This window comes from Amniculibacterium sp. G2-70 (assembly GCF_014353055.1).
Taxonomy (GTDB): Bacteria; Bacteroidota; Bacteroidia; order Flavobacteriales; family Weeksellaceae; genus Amniculibacterium; species Amniculibacterium aquaticum.
Genome location: NZ_CP060698.1, coordinates 2,611,651 through 2,636,902 on the forward strand (window position 1 = coordinate 2,611,651; position 25,252 = coordinate 2,636,902).

Genomic DNA, 25,252 nt, shown 5'->3' on the forward strand with positions numbered 1-25,252 from the left:
AAGCCATTTTCCTTTTGCTAAAATACGAAAATTAGGAAAAGAAAATGGCTTTTTGCGAATAATTTCTCAAAATTTTCAACGCAAGAGCCTGACCTCCGCATTTCACAAAACCGTCTGTTGTCCGTAGTATTTTCAATTCGAGGGCGAATTTAACTGGGTTAAATTCAGTTCGAGAAGTTGAAAATCAAGGACGACAAAGAGAAAAGAAGCGTGTTTCCAAAAAATTTCAGATTGATAATTTTCGCCGAGTTAAGTTCAATTTTTCACGACAAATTTAGGATTCCTCAGCCCAATATTTTAAAAATCAATACGGTTAAAACGGAATATTTTTCAGTATGATATTCAGCACAATTTTTCGAAAATCAACAGGATAATTTTCGGCAAGATATTCAGCTTAATTTTTCAAATTTTCACGCAGAAATTATTCGGTATAAAATTCAGGAATCAGAAGGGTAGAGGTCAAAAAATTTTCAAATTTGTAAAATCTTCAATTTGATAACGCTCCTCAAATATTACGGACAACGGAAAAGGGCTTTGCGAGGTGCGGGCTACAGCAACCGAAAGTGGAGAGGAGAGCCGAACGCTAGCAAAAAGTTTTTCCATTTTTTAAAATTACGAAAAAACTAAAAAATGGAAAAGTTTTTTGCGGGTATTTTCTATAATTTTTCTGAGATTTTCTTCAACCCCGCATCTTGCAAAGCCCATGTTATCGGCAGGATTTTTTATCTCACAATTACAGTATAATTCAAGGTTTTTGCTTGGTTAGAGTAATAGGCTTTCCCAATTTCTTTAATAGCATTGATTCTTTTAGATTCCAAATCAAATTCTTGATTTTCTTTTTTGGTTATTTTGGAAGAAATTTGATTTATTAAATTTTCAGCCTCTTTATAGCAGGCCGATTCATTATCTATGAATTGTAGGTAATAAACCGCATTATCAAAATTATTTAAGGCAATTTCACTCTTTGCTTTTGTTAAATTATTAGAGCATAGCTTTTTTTGATAAAGTTTATAATAATTTAAAGATGATTGTTGAGCACTTGCAAAACAATTATTACCTGTGTCAGGAATTGATTGGAGTAAGCTTATAGATTGCTCATAATCTCCCGACTTTGCAATATTAATAGCGTTTTGAATGATTTTTGAGCAATTTTCTGAATAATATTTCTCTATTTTTTCTTTGGATTCACTTAAAAATTGATGAATTGATTTATCAGCTGGATTTATTTGCGAAAAACTATTTGTAATCGCTGAATTTTGGTTTTTCCCGCTTCCTTTATATGTTTTAGAGATTGTTCCATAGGTTTTGCCTGTTGAAATTTGTTTGATTAAAAAAGTTATTTCTACTTTTGTAACTGCCAAATTTTCTAAACCTCCTTGAACAAGTCCAGATTCTCCAACATCAACAATTGGACTTAAAACAAAATCATTAGTGTAACCATAAGAAAAAGCATCTGATTTGTTAACCAAACTAATCATCTTATTTTCTAACCTTGAAATTCCAGTTTCATTTATGTTAGAACTTGGTTCTGGTAATAAAAGTCCTAGTGTAAAGTTATTTTGTCCAAACATTATGATTGAAAATGTTAGATTGATAATAGTTAATAAATATTTCATCTAATTAAATGTTATAAAAATTGTTGCGCCTTTAACTTCCTTACTTATATCAAGATTCAAAGATTTTAGATATTTAAAAATCTCTAATGCATATTTTGTAGAAGTATAATTATTTGAATTTTTGTCTTTTAGTGGAATTTTCACTTCATCAAAAATCATTTTTTGATTTGTTGTTCCTTGAATATGATAAGAGCCATTTAATGAATTTTTAGAAATCCACTCTTCAAGTAAATCGGATAATGCGAGTCCAGTTCCTTCAATTTCTGTTGTCATATTAATTGATGAGTTTTCAGAAAAACCAAAATCTAATAATACAGAACGTCCATTTTTAGAAATTTGATTGAATTTGTCTGTTACCATAAAAGTAAATTCATCCATTGATTTTTCTACTGCTTTAGCAACAAGTTTTTCAATATCATTTGTCTGAAATTTCCCAGAATTTGAAACTTTGTTTGCAATTGAATTCCCAGTTGCCGTTTCATACCCTGAAATTATTACAGTAGCACTTGAACCTGAAGCATCTGATTTTGTAGATGTTTCTGTTACAATATATACGTCAGAACCTGATAATTCTAAAATTTTTGCTTTAATATCGGATTGATTATCCATTGTAAAAACTTGATTATCCTTTGCGGATTTTAGTTTTCCAACGAAATCAACAGTAGTGAAACTACGACTATCAAAACCTTCTTTAACTTTTGTTAAAGCAATTCTTGTTAATATATTATCATCCAAAACAGTTCTTAAATCCTCTCCATCTTTAGTAAATGGAATTACCATAATTTTTGGTAGATTAGTATTTTGCGAAAAAGCTTTTGAAAAGGCAAATGCAATAAAAAACGCTATTATAATTTTTTTCATTCTAAAAAATTATTGAATTATTTCACATTTTACTTTTGCCCCATTTTCAATTTTTGCTATAATATCAGGAGCGTAAGTTGTTATTTTGCAAATAGAAAAACTTTCATCTTCAACTTTTTCAACAGTTGCTTTTCCAAGTTCTTTTTTTCTAATTGTTCTTTTCCCATCAATATTGTATTCAGCTTCTTCATATATTTTTAGGTTAGTTCCAACTGTTATTCCAACAGAGGAACCTCCTGCAATTAGTAATTTTCCATTAGTTTTATCTTCAACAGACGCAATACTAACAGTTGCTTTGAAATTATTTTTTATAAATTCTTTGATTTTAGGCTTTACTAATTCTAACGCTTTTGCAAAACCATCTTTTCCTTTTTCTTCAGCATCAAACTTTTCAGAAGCAATTATTTCTCCTGTCTCAACATTTATAACTTTTAAATTAAAACTTACAACACCTTTCCTTGCAGGAATACTACCTAAACCAGCAAGACCAGTTAATATTGAAGCTTCACTCTCTTTTTCTTCAATCCCCGCCTTAATTATGTTTCCAGTCACTATATAACTTGCTCCTAAAGATTTTGATTGTTCCACAACTTTACCGTCAATAAATTCCTCACTTGTTTGTTGTCTCTTTTCCTCTCTTAACATTTGCATTTTTTCTCTTTCTACAAGTGTAAATCTTTTTGTATTGAGAAACGCTTCGGAAACTGCATCCTGTATTGCAATTACGGTATTATTATTTCTGTATTCACTTCCATTAGCTGTGAAAGGCATTATCCCGACGATTGTTTTGCTTTGTCCAAATAAATTCATTGTGAATGTTCCCATAAAGCACGAAGCAAGTAGTAAAAATTTTCTCATTATTATAATAGTTTAAATATGTTACAAATTTATGTTTTAATTTTAAATTAATATTACGGAAATCCTTATTTTATACAGTTTTGTTATAATCTTGCCGATAACGTTTTGGGTATTGCCGAAGGCGGGGAATTTATGGCTGAAAGCTTAAATTCAGCACCGAGGCGAGCCAAAACGAATTTTTATGAAGTAAATTTAATAAAAAAACGAATAAAATTCGTTTTTGGCGGAATAGAGGCAATAACGTTGAATTTCGCACTTTAGCCCCGCTTTTGGCAATACCTTGTTAGCGGCTGGCTATTTAATGTCCGAAAAGTCGTCAATAAAGCTTAATGGATATTCCTTCTTTTCTATAAATTCATTTCTGTAATTTCTGTTCGTTAAAAATTGTGGAATATCCAGCATTAGAGGCAAAGTTTTGTCTGCAACAAATTTTTCAAATTCAGTCCAACTTAATTCCCATTCAGAACCTTGTCCAACTCCTTCGAGAACGCTGCTTTGATCGTCTAAATAATATATTTTATCTCCTCCAAAAGCTAAAGTATATTTCATTAACTCTTTTCTAAACTCTAATAGTCCTTCTAAGTATTCAAAATTATCAAAGTTGCTTTCTGTGAATAATCTGCAAAATGACCACCAACGTGAGTAATAAGGAATATCGTTTGAATATAATTCTTTGTGAATTGATAAGTATTCTGTTTCGTCACTCGAAATCAAAGTCAATTCGAAATTAGGTATCACAAGCTCTTTTCGCTCTTCGTTAATCCATTTCTCTTCAGGTAATTTACCATCATAATAAATCCAATATTCAGGATTATAAAACAAGTTATCACCATACTTTTGGTGTAATTGCTTTAATTGGTAACTTTCATCTATTAACCTAAATGTTTTGAATTTTTCGTTTTTTATAATTTTGCCCAAAATGACATTTTCATCATCTTTGTTTTCTCCTAAAAGTTTAAAATGTTCTTTTTGTCCCCAATAACCATATTCAATATTTATATCGATACGAGAACAAATATCTTCCGCCAAAACTTTTACATCTTTGGTATTTAGTTTATGATTTGCAATTGGTGAAATGTCGTGTCCCATTATAGTGAGTTCGGTTTTTAGCTTGCCGCTAACGGTTTCGGGCTTTGCGTTCGGGCGGGTTTCGGAGCACAAAGTTTCAATTTATTACTAAAGTTTATTCGAAGCACAAAGCTCCAAGTTTGCACGTCAGCCCGCCTGACGCAAAACCCGTGTTAGTGGCAGTTAATGTTTGTTTCCACTATACATTCCATCATCATAATATTCGGAATTTTCGTCTGTAATGAATAGCACTAATTCCGATGTTTCTAAAGCATTTATATCAATTTGTTCGTTCTTGAAAAGGACAGATTCTCCTTTTAGAAGACTTATGTCATTGTTCAGCACTACATTTCCCTGAAAAACATAAAGCAAACCAGTCAGCTCATTCTTTGGCAAGTCGGGCATTTCAATTGTTTTTCCGTTTGTTAGTTTCGTGTCGTATATCCACGTTTCGCTCGAAAACTGTAATTGTGTCTGTTCAGTAGGCGAAGCAAGCAATCTCCAAGAATCAACACTATCCGTTTCATTCAGGTCTTGAAATACAACTTCAGGTTTCAGGTCTTTGGATTTGGGTCGGATAAATATCTGAAGTCCTTCCAAAGGTTCGGGCATTGTTTCTTCGTGATAAAAGAGTTTTCCCGCTTTCATCAACATTAGCTTGTTTCTGGAAACGATTGCCTGAAATCCTTCCGAATCGGTATGCACAGCGTGTCCAGTACGGAAATAGGAAAGTATATCATCATTTATATGCGGGTGCATTTTGATAGTTACATTTCCCCCGATGTTGGCGTGGTCAATTCTTCCGATACTTCCTAATCCACTATCATTTGAATTTTCAATAACACTTCCAGGATATAGGATTTTAATATGGGCGTTGCCGACCTTTTTGTCGTTTTCTATTTTTTTAATCATTCTGCCTTATACTTCTTTTCATTGTTTATGTACAAAGTGGATTCATTAACGTCAAACTTGTATTCTCCACTTTCATAGTTTTGGTTATCGGTTATTTTTAAAATTGTGTTGCTTTGGGTATTTGGCAAAAACAACTCCGCTTCGGATTTGTCATCATTAAACAGCACAAAAGCACTGATTACAGCTTCTCCGTCTTTGGTTTCAATAGGGTTTAAGCGTTGTCCTACGTTAAAAATTTGAATACAGCTTTGCTTGAGTTGACTCCAAGTTTCGCCAGCTGCAGTAAGACAGCCGTGTTCGTCTTTATCTCCGCCAACGGCTGATTGTTCTGTTACGGTTTGTTCTTCTTTATTTTCCGAAGAATTGCTTTTTTGATTGTTGCAAGCTGTCAATGCGAAAATTCCAATCGATAATAATACTACTTTTCTCATTTGTTTAATTTTTAAGTTACTGTTTTGTTGTTTCGTGAGTGTTGTCGTTTAATTGCCACTAACGGTTTGGGTATTGCCGAAGGCGGGGATTTTTAGTACAAAAGTTCAATCGAAGAACCAAAGTTGAACCTTGCACAAATGTCCAATCGAAGCCGTTCAGCCCCGCTTTTGGCAATACCTTGTTAGCGGTTCGTTGTTTTTAGTTTATTACGGCATTTATTTTTGTCCAAAGTTCGTTGTCAAATCCTGAAACAGCAAAGTTTGGATTGTTCGGGTCAGAAGCTTCTCCCATTCTTACAATAACCAATTTTTTGCTCGGCACTACATAAATTCTTTGGTCTTTCGCACCCATTGCTGCATACATATCGGTCGGTGCATTAGGAACTAAGTAACCCTGAAAAACGGTTTGTGCGCCAGGAACCATATATTTTGATTTTCCGTTCAGCCACCAAAGGTAGCCGTAAGAAGGATTGATGTTTTGTGAAGAATTGATACTCTCGTTAAAGTAGGCTTCATTTATTATTTGTTCGTTGTTCCATTTGCCTTTATTTAATGCCAAAAGTCCGAACCTTGCCATACTTCTTGTGTTGCTGTAATAAATAGTGTAAATCGTTCCGAAATTCCAATAACCATTCATTCCGATTTTGTTTTTCAGTTTTTCGTTAAAATAGGTTTCAAAATCTTTGTTGCTGGCTTGTGTAACTATGTCGGTTAGTTTTTGAAAGACATTGCCATAAGCCCATCTTGTTCCTGCATCGGCAACATAAGTGAGGTTAGATTTTACCACTAACTTTTTGGTGTCGTCAATTCCCGAAGTCATTGTCAGTAAGTTTCTAACCGTTATCAGGTTTTCTTTTTCCAGCGGCATACTTGTCCATTCTATTCCCAAATAATTTGATGCTTTATTGTTGATGTTTAATAAACCTTCTTGTTGGGCAATTCCGGTTGTGGCAGAAACCAAGGTTTTTCCGGCACTGTTCCATTCCCAGTCTGCGTTTGCAGTATGTCCGTTAAAATACTCTTCCATCACTATTCTTCCGTTTACAAGAATCATAAACGATTTGGTCCTTTTTTGGGCAAGAAAATCTTTTAAAGGTTGAATAGCATTTTGGTTCCAACCTAATTCCGAAACTGGTGTTGTTTCCCATTCAGAACTTGTATTTGCAGGAAAATACATTGGCGTGTCTGGGGTGGTCGGTGTCGGGTCGTCATCTTTGCTGCAACTTGTCAGTAACAGTAATGCAAATAATAATAAGTTCATATTTTTCATAATTTTTAAAATTAGTTTGATGTTAGACTGTTGCATTGCCAAAAAGTTAAATCGTATTATGTCTGAGTGTCGTTATACAATGACCGCTAACGGTTTGCGGCTTTGTGAAGTGCGGACTTTGATTATCAAGTACTTATGCAATCTCAACACCAAGCAAAAAGCCATTTTTCTTTTGCTAAAATACAAAAATTAGGAAAAGAAAAAGGCTTTTTGCGAATAATTTATCAAAAATTTCAACGCAAGAGCCCAGCCTCCGCATTTCACAAAACCGTCTGTTGTCCGTAGTATTTTCAATTCGAGGGCGAATTTAACTGGGTTAAATTCAGTTCGAGAAGTTGAAAATCAAGGACGACAAAGAGACAAGAAGCGTGTTTCCAAAGAATTTCCGACTGATAATTTTCGCCAAGTCACTTCAATTTTTCACGCACACAGATTCAGGAATTCTCAACCCAATATTTGAAAATCAACAGGATAATTTTCGGCAAGATATTCAGCTTAATTTTTCAAATTTTCACGCAGAAATTATTCGGCATAAAATTCAGGAATCAGCGGGGTAGAGTTCAAAAAATTTTCAAATTTGCAAAATCTTCGATTTGATAACGCTCCTCAAATATTACGGACAACGGTTTGCGGCTTTGTGAAGTGCGGACATTGATTATCAAGTACTTATACAATCTCTACACCAAGCAAAAAGCCATTTTTCTTTTGCTAAAATACAAAAATTTGTAAAAGAAAAAGGCTTTTTTGTGAATAATTTCTCAAAACTTTCAACGCAAGAGCCTAACCTCCGCATTTCACAAAACCGTCTGTTGTCCGTAGTATTTTCAATTCGAGGGCGAATTTAACTGGGTTAAATTCAGTTCGAGAAGTTGAAAATCAAGGACGACAAAGAGAAAAGAAGCGTATTTCCAAAGAAATTCCGACTGATAATTTTCGCCAAGTTAATTTCAATTTTTCAGACAGATATTCAGGATTCCTCAACCCAATATTTTAAAAATCAGCACGGTCAAAACGGAATAATTTTCAGTATGATATTCAGCACAATTTCCAAAAATCAATAGGATAATTTTCAGCAAGATATTCAGCTTAATTTTTCAAATTTTCACGCAGAAATTATTCGGCATAAAATTTAGAAATCAGCAGGGTAGAGGTCAATAAATGTTCAAATTTGCAAAATCTTCGATTTGATAACGCTCTTCAAATATTACGGACAACGTTTTTCGGCTTGGCGATGTGGCGGATTTTTAGCACAAAAGTTTAATAGAATTACTGATGTTGAACCTTGCACAAATGTTTCATAGAAGCACTTCAGCCGCCATATTGCCAAACCGATGTTATCTGCAGAACTATTCTTCAGTTATAACTTTTACCATTTCTTTTGTAAAAGCATCATTTGCAATTAAATTCTCTAATGTAGTTTGGAAGTTTCTTAATTCTCTTTCTTCTAATAATTTTTGTTGTTCTGTTTTACCAATGTGTCCTTTACGCATAAACATTTCGATTGCCTTATCTATACCTCCAATTGTTGTTGGCATATCATATAATTGTAAAGTTTCCTCAATTGAATCGTCATCGAATTGTATATGAATTGGATAAGATCTTGATGAGGAAGGGATTTCAATCTCCTCCAAGCTTTTATTTTTGAAATAAATTTTAGCACGTTTTTTTATATCTGCGTCTAAATCTTTTGGTATTACAATATTAAATTGGAATTTTTTATATTTTTTGCCTTTGACTTCCAACTCATTTAACAAATTTAATGATTCGCAAATCAATGATACAAAATTTTCAAAATAACCTATCGCTAATACCGTTGAAGGTAAAAGACCAAGCTCTCCCAATTGAATTTTTTCTTTAATTGTTTTTACAATTTTATCAATTTCAGTATTAAGCTCATAATTGCTATTTAAGTTGTCTGACATTTCGAATCTGGGAACTGTTATTCCATATAAATCTGATGGTAATTCCGTTCCTTTTTCTTGAATAACAAATGAACGATTAGTTCCTAATCTACCTAAAAATAGTCCGAATTCAAATACTACATTATCACGAGCTGTCTCAAATTCTTTATCTCTTTTTTTAGTAAAATCATCTTTTGTCGCAACCATAATTCCAAAATCAAAAAGACTAGCTTCTTTTAATAATGTCTCCAATACACTATTATTTGCTTTAAATATATCGTCAGTCCATAAATAGACTTCAAATTCTGCTTTTTGTAATTTATGTTTAATATATTCTGCAACTTTTAAACCTTCTCCAGAAGAGCCTATAAAAATACGTGGTTTCATAATTTAATATATAAAAGATTCATTAAGAGATTTGTATTGGGAAGCTAATTCTTTTGAAACATCAATTATAAGTTCATCAACTTCTAATTTTAATTTCTTTAATTCAACTACTTTGTTTTCGTTCGGAAAAATATATTCAGTACCATTCGGTGACTTAAGACCTTCACGATACAATTTGTTGTCGATTAATTTAGCTAGTTGTTCTGACGCAACATTTAGCAATAATAAAGAAGATGTTTCAGGTAAATTCAATTTTCTGTCTTCAATATCATAAACTAAACAACAAATTTCAAAACTTGAAAGCTTTATTTCATAATCAGCATCTACCTTTAAAGTTTTTAATATGCGTACAACTTTGTTGTAGTTTTTATTTGTATTTAAAGATTTATTTTTCAGTTGGTGTATATGTGCAAAAGGAAAATCTTTTATTCTTTGTTTTTTATCTCTATCTAAAAAGTATATACCTCTATAAATTTCATTATTTCTTTCCTTCCATAAATTAGAATTAAACCAGTTGCAAATAACAACATCCACTTTTCTTTTAGGTTGTGTGGGAAAAACTTGTATTGCTTTTGAATTTGAATCATCAACTTGATTATAGGTATTATCAAGTTTTTCAAAGCATTTTTTTCGCAAAGTTATTAGATCTTCAACAGGATTGCCTTGATAAGGATTAGAAGGAATTTGTGGATTTTCTAATGTCTCAAAAGTGTCTGTAAAAACTAAAATATCAATATCGCTATGAATTTTTATATGTGTGTCAGTAATTGTAGAACCTTGATGTCTGAATGTTAAATTATATTCACTCTTTAATTTTTCCTTCAAGTTATTTTGTATATTTTCAGCCGCTTTAATAGTATTTTGAGTATAAGAACTTTCAATTGGCTTCATACTCTCTAAAGTGTATTTAGCACTTTGTCCAATATCACTTCTTTTAAAAGATTCCGATAATATACTTTTTTCTAAATTGTCGTCAAATCTTCTTTTCTGTAAACTTTCTAATCTTTTTGTGTAATTTTTTGGCATATGGTTGTTTTAGTTTTGCAGATAACGGTTTGCGGCTTTGTGAAGTGCGGACTTTGATTATCAAGTATTTATGCAATCTCAACACCAAGCAAAAAGCCATTTTTCTTTTGCTAAAATACAAAAATTAGGAAAAGGAAAGGGCTTTTTGCGAATAATTTCTCAAAAATTTCAACGCAAGAGCCTGACCTCCGCATTTCACAAAACCGTCTGTTGTCCGTAGTATTTTCAATTCGAGGGCGAATTTAACTGGGTTAAATTCAGTTCGAGAAGTTGAAAATCAAGGACGACAAAGAGAAAAGAAGCGTATTTCCAAAGAAATTCCGACTGATAATTTTCGCCAAGTTAATTTCAATTTTTCAGACAGATATTCAGGATTCCTCAACCCAATATTTTAAAAATCAGCACGGTCAAAACGGATTTATTTTCAGCATGAGATTCAGTACAATTTTCAAAAATAAATAGGATAATTTTCAGCATGAATTTCAGCTCAATTTTTAAAATTTTCACGCAGAAATTATTCGGCATAAAATTTAGAAATCAGAAGGGTAGAGGTCAATAAATTTTCAAATTTGCAAAATCTTCAATTTGATAACGCTCCTCAAATATTACGGACAACGGTTTGCGGCTTTGTGAAGTGCGGACTTTGATTATCAAGTACTTATGCAATCTCAACACCAAGCAAAAAGCCATTTTTCTTTTGCTAAAATACAAAAATTAGGAAAAGAAAAAGGCTTTTTGCGAATAATTTATCAAAAATTTCAACGCAAGAGCCCAGCCTCCGCATTTCACAAAACCGTCTGTTGTCCGTAGTATTTTCAATTCGAGGGCGAATTTAACTGGGTTAAATTCAGTTCGAGAAGTTGAAAATCAAGGACGACAAAGAGACAAGAAGCGTGTTTCCAAAGAATTTCCGACTGATAATTTTCGCCAAGTCACTTCAATTTTTCACGCACACAGATTCAGGAATTCTCAACCCAATATTTGAAAATCAACAGGATAATTTTCGGCAAGATATTCAGCTTAATTTTTCAAATTTTCACGCAGAAATTATTCGGCATAAAATTCAGGAATCAGCGGGGTAGAGTTCAAAAAATTTTCAAATTTGCAAAATCTTCGATTTGATAACGCTCCTCAAATATTACGGACAACGGTTTGCGGCTTTGTGAAGTGCGGACTTTGATTATCAAGTATTTATGCAATCTCAACACCAAGCAAAAAGCCATTTTTCTTTTGCTAAAATACAAAAATTAGGAAAAGGAAAGGGCTTTTTGCGAATAATTTCTCAAAAATTTCAACGCAAGAGCCTGACCTCCGCATTTCACAAAACCGTCTGTTGTCCGTAGTATTTTCAATTCGAGGGCGAATTTAACTGGGTTAAATTCAGTTCGAGAAGTTGAAAATCAAGGACGACAAAGAGAAAAGAAGCGTATTTCCAAAGAAATTCCGACTGATAATTTTCGCCAAGTTAATTTCAATTTTTCAGACAGATATTCAGGATTCCTCAACCCAATATTTTAAAAATCAGCACGGTCAAAACGGATTTATTTTCAGCATGAGATTCAGTACAATTTTCAAAAATAAATAGGATAATTTTCAGCATGAATTTCAGCTCAATTTTTAAAATTTTCACGCAGAAATTATTCGGCATAAAATTTAGAAATCAGAAGGGTAGAGGTCAATAAATTTTCAAATTTGCAAAATCTTCAATTTGATAACGCTCCTCAAATATTACGGACAACGGTTTGCGGCTTTGTGAAGTGCGGACTTTGATTATCAAGTACTTATACAATCTCTACACCAAGCAAAAAGCCATTTTTCTTTTGCTAAAATACAAAAATTTGTAAAAGAAAATGGCTTTTTGCGAATAATTTCTCAAAAATTTCAACGCAAGAGCCTGACCTCCGCATTTCACAAAACCGTCTGTTGTCCGTAGTATTTTCAATTCGAGGGCGAATTTAACTGGGTTAAATTCAGTTCGAGAAGTTGAAAATCAAGGACGACAAAGAGACAAGAAGCGTATTTCCAAAGAAATTCCGACTGATAATTTTCGCCAAGTCACTTCAATTTTTCACGCACACAAATTCAGGAATTCTCAGCCCAATATTTTAAAAATCAGCACGGTTAAAACGGAATAATTTTCAGTATGATATTCAGCACAATTTCCAAAAATCAATAGGATAATTTTCAGCAAGATATTCAGCTTAATTTTTCAAATTTTCACGCAGAAATTATTCGGCATAAAATTTAGAAATCAGAAGGGTAGAGGTCAATAAATGTTCAAATTTGCAAAATCTTCGATTTGATAACGCTCTTCAAATATTACGGACAACGGGAAACGGCTTTGCGAAGGCGGGGCTAAGAAAAACGAAACTTTCTGTTAGAAACCGAACTGAGCAAAAACCATTTTCTTTTGCTAAAATACAAAAATTTGTAAAAGAAAATGGTTTTTTGCGGATTAATTTAACGAAAAGTTCACCGCAAGGGAACTTCACCCCCGCTTTTGCAAAACCGATGTTAGCAGAAGTTTTTTATTTTAGTTCTATTTCTTCAATTTTATAATCTCTTTTTTTCAGTAATTCTAATAAACCATCTTTAAAGTCCAAATGAAAAAGACCAACAAAAATAAAGACCTTTTTATTTTGTTTTATTGCATTATCTATCTTATCAATCCAATCTTTGTTTCTTGCCGTAATTAATTTTTCTTGCCTCTCTTTTGTAAAATTAAACAGGTGTTTTTTTGTTCTATATTCATTTATTATAGAACAATTGAGATTTTGTTTTTCAGAATTTAATAAAATAATCTTAGTCTTTAAAATTTGTAATAATTTTTCATCTGTAGCACCCAAATATAATGAATTATTTATGTAGTCAAAAGTGTTTTTCGTCGGCTCTAATCCAATTAATTTTAAGTTATTTTCAAGAGAATATTTTTTCAAATAATCATCCATTTTTATGTTGTCAGATTTTTCTTTTTCCGTTAAACAAAATTTACTTGAAATTTTTCCATCAATTGTAATTATTAGTTCTCGTAAAGTCATCTTTTTTGCATCAACATAGTTTGGAACAATATTTTTAATAGTTTCAATCTCGTTTTTGTCAAGTTTTTTGAGTATTAAATTTTCGTCCCTTTTATTTATGAAAATATTTGCTGAATCAATATTTTCAGATAGTGCAATTTTTGATTGTTTTAATTTTTCAAGAATAATTTTGTTTTCATTTATAAAATCTTTGCCTAAATAATGGTAAGTTCCGAATATGTAACTTTCACTATCATCTTTAGATATTTTCCAAAAAATTGACTGTTGAGAAAATAAAAATGTTGAGAATAAAATTAGGATTATTGTTAATTTTTTCATTTTTAACACTATTTTTTTATAAAATTTCTGCTAACGGTTCGCGGCTTTGTGAAGTGCGGGCTTTGATTATCAAGTACTTATGCAATCTCTACACCAAGCAAAAAGCCATTTTTCTTTTGCTAAAATACAAAAATTAGGAAAAGAAAAAGGCTTTTTGCGAATAATTTCTCAAAAATTTCAACGCAAGAGCCTGACCTCCGCATTTCACAAAACCGTCTGTTGTCCGTAGTATTTTCAATTCGAGGGCGAATTTAACTGGGTTAAATTCAGTTCGAGAAGTTGAAAATCAAGGACGACAAGAAGAAAAGGAGCGTATTTCCAAAGAATTTCAGATTGATAATTTTCGCCAAGTTAATTTAAATTTTTCACGCACACAAATTCAGGATTCCTCAGCCCGATATTTTAATAATCAGCGCTGTTAAAACGGAATATTTTTCACTATGATATTCAGCACAATTTCCAAAAATCAACAGGATAATTTTCAGCATGAATTTCAGCACAATTTTTAAAATTTTCACGCAGAAATTATTCGACATAAAATTTAGAAATCAGCAGAGTAGAGGTCAAAAAAACATTCAAATTTGCAAAATCTTCAATTTGATAACGCTCCTCAAATATTACGGACAACGGTTTGCGGCTTTGTGAAGTGCGGACTTTGATTATCAAGTATTTATGCAATCTCAACACCAAGCAAAAAGCCATTTTTCTTTTGCTAAAATACAAAAATTAGGAAAAGAAAAGGGCTTTTTTGCGAATAATTTCTCAAAAATTTCAACGCAAGAGCCTGACCTCCGCATTTCACAAAACCGTCTGTTGTCCGTAGTATTTTCAATTCGAGGGCGAATTTAACTGGGTTAAATTCAGTTCGAGAAGTTGAAAATCAAGGACGACAAGGAGAAAAGAAGCGTGTTTCCAAAGAATTTCAGATTGATAATTTTCGCCAAGTCACTTCAATTTTTCACGACAAATTTAGGATTCCTCAGCCCAATATTTTAAAAATCAGCACAGTTAAAAAGGAATATTTTTCAGCATGATGTTCTGCACAATTTTCCTAAGCTTCACGCAGAAATTATTCGGCATAAAATTCAGGAATCAGCGGGGTAGAGTTCAAAAAATTTTCAAATTTGCAAAATCTTCGATTTGATAACGCTCCTCAAATATTACGGACAACGGAAAAAGTATTGGCGAAGTGCGGGCTAAATGGAACGAAAAGTTCAATTTCGACCGAACGAAGCAAATTGCTTTTTCAGATTACCAAATTACGAAAAAAAGTAATATGAAAAGCAAGTTGCGACTAAATGCATCGGGTTTTTCTATTATATATTCAACCCCGCCTTTTGCAAATACAATGTTATCTGCCGTTTTTTTATTCAAATTTTTCTCTCAATTTTTTTTCAGTCAGGTAAAAGATAATTCCACACAATACAAGCATTAAACATAATGCAATCATCAATTGAATAAATTCATTTCCTTCAGTAAAAATTCCAATTAATGAAGTCAAAGAAAAACAGAAGCCTGTCCAAATCATAATTTTCGCAGAGTAATTTTGTGCAAAATTCCAACGGTCAATATTTTTCATCGAGTTTTTAGTCCGATAACCATACAAATAGTTAATTTTTTTTGGTGGAAATAGTAACATTACAATTCCTGCAATCATAAAAATTGGTCCGACTAAAATTGGTAAGAGAAAAAGTGGATTTTCAAAATTCATTTTAAGTTTAAGTTTTCAATTCTTAATTTATCTTTGTTTCAGCGCGCACTTTGTAAAATGGCAGATAACGGAAAAAGTATTTGCGAAGGGCGGGCTAAATTGGACAAAAAGTTCAATTTCGACCGAACGAAGCAAATTGCTTTTTTAGATTGTTAAATTACAAAAAAATACAATGTGAAAAGCAAGTTGCGACTAAATGCATCGGGTTTTTCTATTAGATATCCAACCCGCCTTTTGCAAATACTATGTTAGCTGTAGTACAACTAAATTTCTGTTTTATCATAAAATTCAACCTCGAATTGCCAATTTTTTTTGTAGTTAAGTTTCAAACCTGCATTAAATATAGTTAATACATCTAAATTTAAACCTCCTGATAAATCTATGGTTTCAGAAAATGATTCTAATGTTTGATTTCCATTAATTCGACCATCAATGGTAGTCATTATATTTGGCATATCATATATGAATTTTTTATTTTTCATAGCTCGTGCAGGGTCAAATGTTCCTTTGCCGTATTCTTTTTTACGGACTAATGTTTTGCTATATTTTTGATTAGCATCTCCTGTAAATTTTATTCCTTTAAATATACCACCAGCTTTTTGTTCAGAACTTAAATCAATTACATCATTAATTTCGATTCTCTTAGCACCTAATGCTTCATATGTGTGAATTATTTCTTCTAAAATTAAATTCTTAATTAAATCATTTGATTTGTCTAATGGGAGCAGAATATTCTTGTCTTTGGGATGTTCACAATACAAACCAGTTTCAAAGTTTCCATTAAGTCCTCCAAAATGTTTTTTATCGATAATTTTTTTTTCTGTTATTACTAAATTTGATTTTTGATCACTATTCATTATAGTTTTAAAAATTTCTTCTTTATTCGGAAATTTAGAAAATGCACCGTGAAAAATTTGTTCATCACTTCCTATAACATAATTGTTTTCTAATAATTTGCAAGGGATTATTATTGCTTTTTCTTCTAATTCAGATGTTAGTAATAAAGGTTTATGTTTTGTTAATTTTTTATATTTATCAAAAGTCCTTTTAGCAAATGTTAAAGCTCCTGAGTACAGATTAGAAAACAGCAGTATATTTAACCATAATGGTTGTTTTGAGAGAGTATCACTGTGATTAAAAATGGATAAAAGGTCTTTTAGTGTAAGGTCTTTTTTTTCTTCTACAGTAGGGAGTCTTCTTCCATAGATTCCAGTTTTTATGTTTTCATCTAGTGATTCTACCAAATAGTAATATTTCATAAAAGTTTTTTAATTAAATATATAAAATTATTATTAGTTTTTTAGGAGTATTACAGCTAACGAAAAAGTATTTGCGAAGAACGGGCTACTGCAAACCAAAAGTGGAAAGGAAAACCGCCTGGAGCAAAATGCTTTTTCAGATTTCTAAATTAAGAAAAAAAGAAATATGAAAAGCATTTTTGCGAATATTAAAAATAACTTTTCAAAGGAAAACTTCAACCCCGTTTTTTGCAAATACACTGTTAGCAGAAGTTTTTGCTTTTATTAGTTTGATTCCACACATTTTAGAGGTTTTGAATCTAAGAGTGAAAATTTCTTAGTTTCATTATTCCATAAATATCTCTTAGTTATGGGATGTTCAACATTTTCGTAGTATTGATTTGTAATCAATAAATTGCTATGAGGCTTATACATTAAAGCACTGATTTCCGAATATCCTGTACATCTTGAAATTGATTCCGGACCATATCCATTTTCACCATCGGGTAAATCATAAATTTTTCCGGTTTTAGTGTCAACCATGAATGCAGAAGTCTCGTAATTTGTTCTTCCGTGCTCGATGATTATATATTGTCCAGCAAAATTTATATCAGCATCTTTATACATTTGTTTAATGTTTGGCTGATAATAGTAATCTTTCGGATATTTAGGTTGGTATTTATTAGAGCTTTTTATAGTTGCTTTTTTAGCGCTAACAAGTTTTACAGGATACTTTTCAAAATTTGATTCTACTGTATTCTGCGCACTCATTTTAAATGAGAAAACAAATAGTGCAATAGAAAATAGTTTTAGTTTCATGAGATTTGTTGTTATTTATTGATTTTTCTAAAATTTCTGCTAACGGTTTACGGCTTTGTGAAGTGCGGACTTTGATTATCAAGTAGTTATACAATATCTACACTTAGCAAAAAGCATTTTTCTTTTGCTAAAATACAAAAATTTGTAAAAGAAAAAGGCTTTTTGCGAATAATTTCTTAAAAATTTCAACGCAAGAGCCTAACCTCCGCATTTCACAAAACCGTCTGTTAGCAGAAGTAGCTATTAAATTTTATCAAGACTTGAGTCAAGAAATTCGTTGATTTTTGTAGTGAGTTCATTTAAATAAGTATGTAATCTTTTTCATCAATTTTTTTGAAAATTTCGATTCGAAAAGTATATCAGTAGTTTTCATTCGCAAGTTAGCGTGTTTTTTCAGATTGTCTAAATTAAGAAAAAAAACAATATGAAAAGCAGCGATGTCTAAATTTTAAAATCGTTATACTTTGAATGTTATGCCGTATTTTGCCAATACAAAATTAGTTGATTTTTCTAATTTTTTTAATCTCGCCATTTTTATATTGAATTACTTCGTATAAATGATAATCTTCACCACTTGCAATTATTCCCTTGATTTCAACTGAGGATTTTAATTCTAATATTTCATTATCATTTTCATTATTAGTTTTTTTTATTTTCTCAATTTCCAAAGATTTTAGTTCTTTTTGTTTAATCAAATTATTGATCTCAGAAATATTTTCTGTAATCAATTTTTCTCTTTTTGCAATGTCTCTTTTTTTACCATACTCATAATTTGGCATATTTTTATATATAATGATATTTCCATATCTTTCAACTCCATCATATATTGTCATTCCGTATTTAGTCTTAATTTTTGCTTTTTCAATATTGATAATATCTTCTCTTAATTTATCATTATTATATTTAAATTCATATATGTTATTTTCAATTTCTTTTATATAATTGTGGATATTATTTATTTTCTTTTTCTTAATAGTTAGTGTGTCTCCTATTTTTCTTTCAATTTTGTTAATTTTATATTCTTTCAATTTGTTTACTAAAATGAATTTTTTGAAGTGAGAATCAATTTTTGAATCAATTTTGTTACAGGATAAAAATGACAATAAAAAAGCTAATAATAAATATTTCATTGTGTGTTTTAAAATTTTGACTAATGTTAGTTTATGATATTGATAATCAGATATTTTTATTTTTCTGCTATTTGATTATCAAAAATATAAAAAATTTCTATTGTTGGCAACTAAAATAACAGTGTTTTCGAGTAGAGGTATTTCTGCTAACGGTTTGGGGCTTTGCGAAGGAGCGGAATAGATAGCACAAAAGTTCAATTCAGCACTACAGTTAGCAAAACCATTTTTTTATTTGCTAATTTACTCTTTTTAAGCAAATAAAAAATGGTTTTTGCGGATAGAAAGCACAAAAGTTGAAGTTTAGACTTAACCCGCTCTTTTGCAAAACCCATGTTGTGCGATCGTGCTTATATTTTTGATTGATTTCTCAAGCCAATTACAGCATTTTTAATACTCTGTTTTTCTTCTTCATTAGACCATTCTTGCCAAAAATTAATAGTTGCACTTTGTGGTTTTATACTAGGTTCTGAAATGTTAATTCGTGTTGGCAATAATGAAGCATCTCCAACAACTAAAGCTTCCCCAATATCAAGAATTGGCAATGAATCAGTTAATCCTGCAAGATTATCTGGTAACAGTTTTTTTATAACAGCTTGATCGTCTGCATTTGATAAACGTAATGAGATAAAGTTATTACATTGACTTAAAACAGTTCGGTTAACTTCTGATGGTCTTTGACTAATTACAGTTAAGTTTACTCCATACTTTCTACCTTCTTTTGCTATTCTTTCAAAATTTTTCAAACCAAGTTCTGATGCTGAATCTTGATTTGTTCTCTCTGGAATGTATAAATGAGCTTCATCGCAAAATAAAGCTATTGGATGTCTATTTTCTTTGTTTGTCCATTGTTGGACTGAAAATATTAATCTAGAAATAAGCCCAATAACTAAAGGGAGTACATCAGACGGAACTTCTGAAAAGTCAATAATTTTCACTCCCGAATTTTTGCTTTGGCATTTAGAACCATGCATTAGAGCTTCACAAAATTCATAAATCCAATCAATATGATTTTCTTCGTCAGTTATTTGAAACAAAAAGCCAAGTCTTTTATCTTGTGCTTTTGCCTCTAATCTTTGCACAAACCTTGTTAGTTTTCCAAAATATGGACCTTGCTTATCTCCACGTGCACCAGCAACCATTTCCATGTCGAGTTCAGATATGATTCTTAACACTTCGGAAATTTTGTATGGGATTGGGCTGTCAATCGTAATATTGCCTTTAAATGTTTCATCACCTATCGATTCTAAAAAAGACAGTTTTTCTTCAAACACAGTTTTTGAAAAAATCATTGCTTGATTTGGTGCGTTACTATCACTTCGGTCTAACAGCATTGCTAACATTTCTTCATATGTTAACAACCAATATGGTATCATGAGTATACCATTGGATAGTTTGTTTTCCTTAGTTAAGTCGGATGGATTAGCAATTTTAAATCTCTGAATACCTTGAACATCAAAATTATCGGAACTATATTCTCCATGAATGTCAAAAAGAATTGTGTTTGCCATTGGTAAAGTTGCAATTTGCTCAATGATTTTTGCAACACACCAAGATTTTCCAGAACCAGTACTTCCAACAATTACAGCATGTCTTTGAAATAGCTTATCGCCATCAAGAAATGCTTCTGCTTCTTCATCAATTGAATATTTTCCAATAGATAATGGAGTTTTTATTTCAGAACTTGTTGTAATGGCTTTCATAAAATTGGTAATATTTTCACCAATAATTTGATAGCATTTAGCGTCAATTTCAGGAACTGAATCAAGCGTTCTTTTGAAAACATTGTGTTTGCTTCCAACTTTATCAAAGAATGTACCTATTAAATTAACTTTTACAATATTTTCGGTAAGCAATGCTATATTTAAACCATCTTCAGATGAAACTTCTTCGTCAGAAATTTTTCTAGTTATTTTATTAATGATTCCAATTAATAATTGTCCAGCTTTAGAACTTTCAACAGCTAATAAATGGTTTACTTGAAGTTTGCGTAGATTTTCAATTTCGTTGACTTTGACAATTATCGTTGATGTATCTACGCTAAATACAGTTCCAATATTAGATTCATCTTCAAATGTAAATATGCTCATAGTTATTTAAGTACTTTATTAATAAATTCATCAAAAGACCAAATATTTGATTCTTCAATTATTGGCTCTTCATATTTCGAGGAGTAAATTTTTGTTTGATTATCTCCAGCTCTTTCAAATAAGAAATAGTTTTTGCAATTGTTTCCAATAATTGATTGTTTTGTTTTTTCGGTTAAAGTTCTTGCTAATACAATGATTGGTTTTCCACTTTTAATTTGATCTATTAGTTTAGGTTGAAAATGACTGTCATTAAATCCATATCCTACACAAAAGAAACTTTTAGAACTTTCAATTGTAGAGTCTGCTTTTGAGAAAATTGTTCGATAGGGTTCCATATGAGTTTCTTCATATTTAGAAACTCCGGGAGTTACAATAGATGGAACGTAATTTTTAGGAATTGTTTTTCTCAATGGTAATTGATATTTAATATCTTCTTTAGATTTAAACCAATCTAATGAGCCATGAACTTTCAATATTTCTATAATTCCATTATAACCATGTAAATTCGCTGGCAAAATTTTAGAGAGTGCGGTCGTGGATTTACCAATGTAATTTTGAGAAAAAGTGTTGTTTATATAGGCGTTTATTTCACTTGACGCGTACTCGATTATTCTATCATAATTAGTGGTAATAACTGTGACTTTATGATCAGAAGCTTTAATAAGATAGAATAATAAATCTTTTAATGGTAGTTGATATTCTGAAGCTAATATTTTGTCGTAAGCTTCTAAGTCGGCATTATTTATGCATTCCCATGTTTTAGACACAATAGAGTTTACAACATTTTGGGTTACTTTAACATCCAGTAAACTCGTTTCTAAATCTTCGGTCTCCTCAAATTTATCAGTAAAAAGTTTAAAAGCTATTTGATCGACTTCCTCTGTGAATGTACAATTTTGCTTGATGTACATGCCTAAATCAAACATTCCTGGTATTTTGTATGGAACAGAAGCTCCACTTCCCAAAATTATAGTAGGCACATTGTTTATCCATTTTTGAATAAGAGCGAGTAAGTCTTCGGTCATAGTTTCTTTAGCGGAATTTTGGTTTTAGCATGTCGCACAACGGGTTGGGGCTTGGCGAAGGCTGGGATTAGAAGTACGAATGTTCAAATTTAGCACAATGTTCAGTAAAATTACAAATGTTCAATTTAGCACTAATGCCCAGCTTTTGCCAAACCCCTGTTAGCGGTATGTGCCTTATTGTCCTGTTTGTTTTTCAATTGTTCGTAATGCCTTTTTAATTATGTAGGCTGTCTCTTTCGTTGTACTTTCTTTTCCCCATTTTCTGCAAGTTTCAATTACAAATTCTGGTTGTGTCTTACTTGCATCATTTAACCAATTTCCAACGCTGTCTTGTACATATTTTGCTTTGTCCGATTTCATTGGTTCTAAAATTGGCAAACCTAATGAAGGATTTTGTTTTAATTCCTCAATATGTTCACACCAAACTCCACGAGGTCGTGTCGCTTCACTTGCAAAGCGTCTTATATTTTCGTCTTTATTTGTAGTCCAATTTCTCAATATATTTAAACTTTCTGTTAAGTTTTTAGCAATGCTTGACCTCACTGCTAACCAACAAATTTCTCTAACTCCAAAATGTTTGTCTGCAGAAAATGATTGAATTTGTTCAAGCATTTCTTTTATATTCAATTTTGGATTTTTTCCAATGGTGTATGTCGCCCAACAACGAATTAAGTCTGATTTGTGAGTTGAAATTATTGTCAAAATTTCGGTGTCGTCATTTTTTATCGATTGCTCAAAAAATCCTGTTCCAATTGCTTCATTAATGGTGTTTACGGTTTGCTTTTTTAAGTTCTCAATGTCCGCTAAGATTGGTTTTAGATATTTTGTCCTATTCGTCTGTTTGAGTAAATTTTCAAGCAAAAGTCGTTGGTCAACTGCCAACCACTCAACAAGGTTTGCTGTTTCTATTTGTCCGTTGTTAAGTTGTTCCAAGATTTCTTTTGGAATGTCTTTTGTCGATTTTGAACCTTTTCTTTTTACTTCTTCCATAATATATTCCTGTCAGTTATCGTCTCTGTTTCGGGTTTCGTGGCATTACCGCTAACGGGCCGCGGCTTTGCGATAGTGGCGGATTAGAAAGCCGAAACTTTCAATTTTGCACTAACTTGAGCAACAGCTTTTTTATATTTACTAAAATAATAAAAAAGGAAATATAAAAAGCTGTTGCGGATAAAAATGTACAAACTTTTTATATTTCCCTTAACCCGCCATTTCGCAAAACCGATGTTAGTGGCAGTACTTATTTTCCACTTTTCATTCGGTTGTCGAGTTTACATAACATTTGGCAGTTTTCGGCTGATGTTTTTCCGCCTTCGTGCCAAGGTGTGATGTGGTCGGCTTCCATTTCTGCAAGTTCAAAATGTTCTCCACATTTTACACAAATACCTTTTTGTCTTTCGTAGGCTTCACGTTTTTGATTGTCCGTAAATGCCCGAATATTCAAAAATTTTTCTTTACGAGTTAATACGTATTCATAAATTCCTGATTTTTTGGTAACATCTTCGTCTTGCATTAAAGTTGAGATTTCTTTTTCGAGTTTTTTGTGGTCGAAGTTTTTGTCTTTAAACTCATTGTATAAAAATCCCCATTGTAAACCTTTCATTTCTTTGCGATATTTAGGGAAAGTAACTTTTATCCAATTGATTACCGACTGAAAATATAACCAAATTTCATTTGCATTCGGGGTGTGTTGATGGTTTGACATATAAACTTCGATGTTTCCTTTAGAAATCCAATTGATTGTTGTTTCTAAATAATCTTGTCGAATTGGTGAACCATTTAAATAATTACTTCCCAAACCATAAGCTGGACAACTATTTTTAGAAAAATATCTTTTAGCATCTGAAACCCAACTGCCAGAATATACTGCATTTCGTAATTCTTGGTTGGTTAGTTTTTCTCCTGCAATATTAATTGTTTTAAACCATTCTAATTTTTGGCTGTCTGTTCCCGAACACAAATAAACCATCAATTTGTAATCCAAAATTTTGTCTTGTTCATCTTTTTGTAAGTTGTGAAAAAACCTGAACATATAAGCAAATTCTCCTGTTACAAATTGACAAATTGAGATGGTTCTTTGTTGTCCATCAATAACTTCAAAATTTCCATCTTTACGAACAGCCCAATACATTACGTTCAACGGAAAGTTTTTTGTAACTGTATCAATTACAGCCTCACGTTGTTTGTCTTTGTAAATAAATTCACGTTGATAGGGTGGGCGTATGTCCAATTTTCCTCCATATCCAACAACTCCGTTTTCTTCATTATCTTGATAGCCGTTTGTTAATTCTCTTATCGTTATTTCTTTAAGTTCTATTTTCATAGTTTTTTATTTCTTATGATTATTCTTGCATACGGAACATTAACTTCTCCATTTATCATCATATATAAATCCCCATCTACAGCACCTCTTTTTTGAATTTCTTTTCTATATTTTTTATGTTCTTCTTTATATGGTTGAACACCGATTTCAAGTCCAGAATTTGAAATTCCTAGTCCAATAATTTCAAATTGTTCAGGGTTATATTTGTCTAGAAAAGTAATTGGAACTCCCATCAAACCTTTATAATCAAAAGGAATATCTTTTGTTTTGTTTACATTTATTGCTTCAAAGTTTTCATACATTGGATATTCTTCTGGTGTATAATTTTTATAAAGAATTAAATCTTCGTGTCGTTTTGTAATATCTAAATTAGTGAACCAGTGAACGCCAGAAACCCTTATCATTCCTTCTTTTCTGTCGGTTGCTGTTGCGTAATCTTCGTAATGTTGATTGATGAAATGACCAGCACCTCCTCTAAATCCATATCCTAACCAAAGTTTATTTTCTTTGATAAGTTTAAAAATTTCACGGTATGAAATTGCGTTTTGATGTCCAATAATAACAAATTTTTTATTGTGTTCAATAAGTTGGGCAACGTACTCACGGAAAAGCGAAAAAGGTGGATTTGTAACGACAATATCGGCTTGCGCTAGCAAGTCGATACTTTCTTTACTTCTAAAATCTCCATCACCTTTTAATGGTTTTATTCCTATTTCTTCAATATCGGGAAGATTATTTCCATTTTTATCTCCGTTGTATTCAAGATAAATTGCACTTTCGGAATTATTTGTACTGAACAAATCTCGTTCTTGATTTTTATAACAAGTAGTAATGAGTTTTTTCAGTCCGTATTTTTCAAAATTCAGAGCGAAAAATTGAAAGAAATTGCTAATTCTCGGGTCGTCACAATTACAATAAACTACTTTGTCTTTAAAGTGATTTCTGTAATGTTTGAGTTCATTTGAAATGTCTGAAAGTTGAGTGTAAAACTCGTCTTTTTTATTGTTTTTCGCTTCGGTAAGTTTTCGATTTAATTTTGCCGCCATACGTTTCCCGTTTCGGGCAAAACTTTGACGGAATTTTATTGTCGGAAGTTTCCTTTTTTGACGTGCGTTCCGTTAGTATTGCCACTAACGGTTTGCGGCTTTGTGAAGTGCGGACATTGATTATCAAGTACTTATACAATCTCTACACCAAGCAAAAAGCCATTTTTCTTTTGCTAAAATACAAAAA

The 25,252-nt window shown here is 31.6% G+C and carries 20 protein-coding genes; all 20 read right to left on the reverse strand.

Annotation, left to right across the window (positions count from 1 at the left end):
* Positions 1 to 459 precede the first annotated feature (459 nt).
* Entirely contained in the window at positions 460 to 603 is a 144-nt protein-coding gene (locus tag H9Q20_RS12180) for a hypothetical protein (RefSeq protein ID WP_187477912.1), read from the reverse strand.
* Between the two features lie 119 nt (positions 604 to 722).
* Positions 723 to 1,616, reverse strand: coding sequence for a hypothetical protein (locus tag H9Q20_RS12185; protein ID WP_187477913.1), 894 nt, complete (start codon positions 1,614 to 1,616; stop codon positions 723 to 725).
* A complete protein-coding gene (locus H9Q20_RS12190; protein WP_187477914.1) occupies positions 1,617 to 2,477 on the reverse strand; it encodes a DUF6175 family protein in 861 nt (286 codons plus the stop codon).
* A 9-nt stretch (positions 2,478 to 2,486) separates the two neighbouring features.
* Positions 2,487 to 3,335, reverse strand: coding sequence for a CsgG/HfaB family protein (locus tag H9Q20_RS12195; RefSeq protein WP_187477915.1), 849 nt, complete (start codon positions 3,333 to 3,335; stop codon positions 2,487 to 2,489).
* A gap of 294 nt (positions 3,336 to 3,629) precedes the next feature.
* The gene (locus tag H9Q20_RS12200; RefSeq protein ID WP_187477916.1) at positions 3,630 to 4,424 is read right to left on the reverse strand and encodes a hypothetical protein; all 795 of its coding nucleotides are present in this window, start codon (positions 4,422 to 4,424) and stop codon (positions 3,630 to 3,632) included.
* Positions 4,425 to 4,586: 162 nt separating this feature from the next.
* Positions 4,587 to 5,315 (reverse strand): pirin family protein, encoded by a 729-nt coding sequence (locus H9Q20_RS12205; RefSeq protein ID WP_187477917.1) that lies wholly within the window; start codon positions 5,313 to 5,315, stop codon positions 4,587 to 4,589.
* Entirely contained in the window at positions 5,312 to 5,746 is a 435-nt protein-coding gene (locus H9Q20_RS12210; protein WP_187477918.1) for a hypothetical protein, read from the reverse strand. Before H9Q20_RS12210 ends, H9Q20_RS12205 begins: the two co-directional genes overlap by 4 nt.
* 199 nt (positions 5,747 to 5,945) lie before the next feature.
* A complete protein-coding gene (locus tag H9Q20_RS12215; RefSeq protein ID WP_316248107.1) occupies positions 5,946 to 7,007 on the reverse strand; it encodes a serine hydrolase in 1,062 nt (353 codons plus the stop codon).
* 1,355 nt (positions 7,008 to 8,362) lie between these two features.
* Positions 8,363 to 9,304 carry an STING domain-containing protein gene (locus tag H9Q20_RS12220; RefSeq protein ID WP_187477920.1) on the reverse strand — a complete coding sequence of 314 codons (942 nt, stop codon included), beginning with the start codon at positions 9,302 to 9,304 and terminating at the stop codon, positions 8,363 to 8,365.
* 3 nt (positions 9,305 to 9,307) lie between these two features.
* The gene (locus H9Q20_RS12225; protein WP_187477921.1) at positions 9,308 to 10,330 is read right to left on the reverse strand and encodes a hypothetical protein; all 1,023 of its coding nucleotides are present in this window, start codon (positions 10,328 to 10,330) and stop codon (positions 9,308 to 9,310) included.
* Between the two features lie 2,528 nt (positions 10,331 to 12,858).
* Positions 12,859 to 13,686 carry a TraB/GumN family protein gene (locus tag H9Q20_RS12230; protein WP_187477922.1) on the reverse strand — a complete coding sequence of 276 codons (828 nt, stop codon included), beginning with the start codon at positions 13,684 to 13,686 and terminating at the stop codon, positions 12,859 to 12,861.
* A 1,366-nt stretch (positions 13,687 to 15,052) separates the two neighbouring features.
* A complete protein-coding gene (locus H9Q20_RS12235) occupies positions 15,053 to 15,397 on the reverse strand; it encodes an SdpI family protein (RefSeq protein ID WP_187477923.1) in 345 nt (114 codons plus the stop codon).
* Between the two features lie 263 nt (positions 15,398 to 15,660).
* On the reverse strand, positions 15,661 to 16,656 hold the full coding sequence (locus tag H9Q20_RS12240; protein ID WP_187477924.1) for a hypothetical protein: 996 nt from the start codon (positions 16,654 to 16,656) through the stop codon (positions 15,661 to 15,663).
* A gap of 264 nt (positions 16,657 to 16,920) precedes the next feature.
* On the reverse strand, positions 16,921 to 17,454 hold the full coding sequence (locus H9Q20_RS12245) for a hypothetical protein (RefSeq protein ID WP_187477925.1): 534 nt from the start codon (positions 17,452 to 17,454) through the stop codon (positions 16,921 to 16,923).
* Between the two features lie 497 nt (positions 17,455 to 17,951).
* Positions 17,952 to 18,584, reverse strand: coding sequence for a hypothetical protein (locus tag H9Q20_RS12250; protein WP_187477926.1), 633 nt, complete (start codon positions 18,582 to 18,584; stop codon positions 17,952 to 17,954).
* Positions 18,585 to 18,931: 347 nt separating this feature from the next.
* On the reverse strand, positions 18,932 to 20,671 hold the full coding sequence (locus H9Q20_RS12255) for an ATP-binding protein (protein ID WP_187477927.1): 1,740 nt from the start codon (positions 20,669 to 20,671) through the stop codon (positions 18,932 to 18,934).
* Between the two features lie 2 nt (positions 20,672 to 20,673).
* Positions 20,674 to 21,696 carry an SIR2 family protein gene (locus tag H9Q20_RS12260; RefSeq protein WP_187477928.1) on the reverse strand — a complete coding sequence of 341 codons (1,023 nt, stop codon included), beginning with the start codon at positions 21,694 to 21,696 and terminating at the stop codon, positions 20,674 to 20,676.
* Between the two features lie 174 nt (positions 21,697 to 21,870).
* Complete coding sequence (locus tag H9Q20_RS12265; protein ID WP_187477929.1) at positions 21,871 to 22,686, reverse strand: DNA alkylation repair protein; 816 nt, start codon at positions 22,684 to 22,686, stop codon at positions 21,871 to 21,873.
* A gap of 250 nt (positions 22,687 to 22,936) precedes the next feature.
* A complete protein-coding gene (locus H9Q20_RS12270) occupies positions 22,937 to 24,019 on the reverse strand; it encodes a DUF262 domain-containing protein (protein WP_187477930.1) in 1,083 nt (360 codons plus the stop codon).
* Entirely contained in the window at positions 24,016 to 25,065 is a 1,050-nt protein-coding gene (locus tag H9Q20_RS12275) for an adenine-specific methyltransferase EcoRI family protein (protein ID WP_187477931.1), read from the reverse strand. Before H9Q20_RS12275 ends, H9Q20_RS12270 begins: the two co-directional genes overlap by 4 nt.
* Between the last annotated feature and the right edge of the window lie 187 nt (positions 25,066 to 25,252).

Excerpts from the sequence above, each read along its gene's own strand:
- H9Q20_RS12180 (WP_187477912.1), bottom strand. The coding sequence starts at position 603 with ATGGAAAAACTTTTTGCTAGCGTTCGGCTCTCCTCTCCACTTTCGGTT.
- H9Q20_RS12185 (WP_187477913.1), bottom strand. The coding sequence starts at position 1,616 with ATGAAATATTTATTAACTATTATCAATCTAACATTTTCAATCATAATG.
- H9Q20_RS12190 (WP_187477914.1), bottom strand. The coding sequence starts at position 2,477 with ATGAAAAAAATTATAATAGCGTTTTTTATTGCATTTGCCTTTTCAAAA.
- H9Q20_RS12195 (WP_187477915.1), bottom strand. The coding sequence starts at position 3,335 with ATGAGAAAATTTTTACTACTTGCTTCGTGCTTTATGGGAACATTCACA.
- H9Q20_RS12200 (WP_187477916.1), bottom strand. The coding sequence starts at position 4,424 with ATGGGACACGACATTTCACCAATTGCAAATCATAAACTAAATACCAAA.
- H9Q20_RS12205 (WP_187477917.1), bottom strand. The coding sequence starts at position 5,315 with ATGATTAAAAAAATAGAAAACGACAAAAAGGTCGGCAACGCCCATATT.
- H9Q20_RS12210 (WP_187477918.1), bottom strand. The coding sequence starts at position 5,746 with ATGAGAAAAGTAGTATTATTATCGATTGGAATTTTCGCATTGACAGCT.
- H9Q20_RS12215 (WP_316248107.1), bottom strand. The coding sequence starts at position 7,007 with ATGAACTTATTATTATTTGCATTACTGTTACTGACAAGTTGCAGCAAA.
- H9Q20_RS12220 (WP_187477920.1), bottom strand. The coding sequence starts at position 9,304 with ATGAAACCACGTATTTTTATAGGCTCTTCTGGAGAAGGTTTAAAAGTT.
- H9Q20_RS12225 (WP_187477921.1), bottom strand. The coding sequence starts at position 10,330 with ATGCCAAAAAATTACACAAAAAGATTAGAAAGTTTACAGAAAAGAAGA.
- H9Q20_RS12230 (WP_187477922.1), bottom strand. The coding sequence starts at position 13,686 with ATGAAAAAATTAACAATAATCCTAATTTTATTCTCAACATTTTTATTT.
- H9Q20_RS12235 (WP_187477923.1), bottom strand. The coding sequence starts at position 15,397 with ATGAATTTTGAAAATCCACTTTTTCTCTTACCAATTTTAGTCGGACCA.
- H9Q20_RS12240 (WP_187477924.1), bottom strand. The coding sequence starts at position 16,656 with ATGAAATATTACTATTTGGTAGAATCACTAGATGAAAACATAAAAACT.
- H9Q20_RS12245 (WP_187477925.1), bottom strand. The coding sequence starts at position 17,454 with ATGAAACTAAAACTATTTTCTATTGCACTATTTGTTTTCTCATTTAAA.
- H9Q20_RS12250 (WP_187477926.1), bottom strand. The coding sequence starts at position 18,584 with ATGAAATATTTATTATTAGCTTTTTTATTGTCATTTTTATCCTGTAAC.
- H9Q20_RS12255 (WP_187477927.1), bottom strand. The coding sequence starts at position 20,671 with ATGAGCATATTTACATTTGAAGATGAATCTAATATTGGAACTGTATTT.
- H9Q20_RS12260 (WP_187477928.1), bottom strand. The coding sequence starts at position 21,696 with ATGACCGAAGACTTACTCGCTCTTATTCAAAAATGGATAAACAATGTG.
- H9Q20_RS12265 (WP_187477929.1), bottom strand. The coding sequence starts at position 22,686 with ATGGAAGAAGTAAAAAGAAAAGGTTCAAAATCGACAAAAGACATTCCA.
- H9Q20_RS12270 (WP_187477930.1), bottom strand. The coding sequence starts at position 24,019 with ATGAAAATAGAACTTAAAGAAATAACGATAAGAGAATTAACAAACGGC.
- H9Q20_RS12275 (WP_187477931.1), bottom strand. The coding sequence starts at position 25,065 with ATGGCGGCAAAATTAAATCGAAAACTTACCGAAGCGAAAAACAATAAA.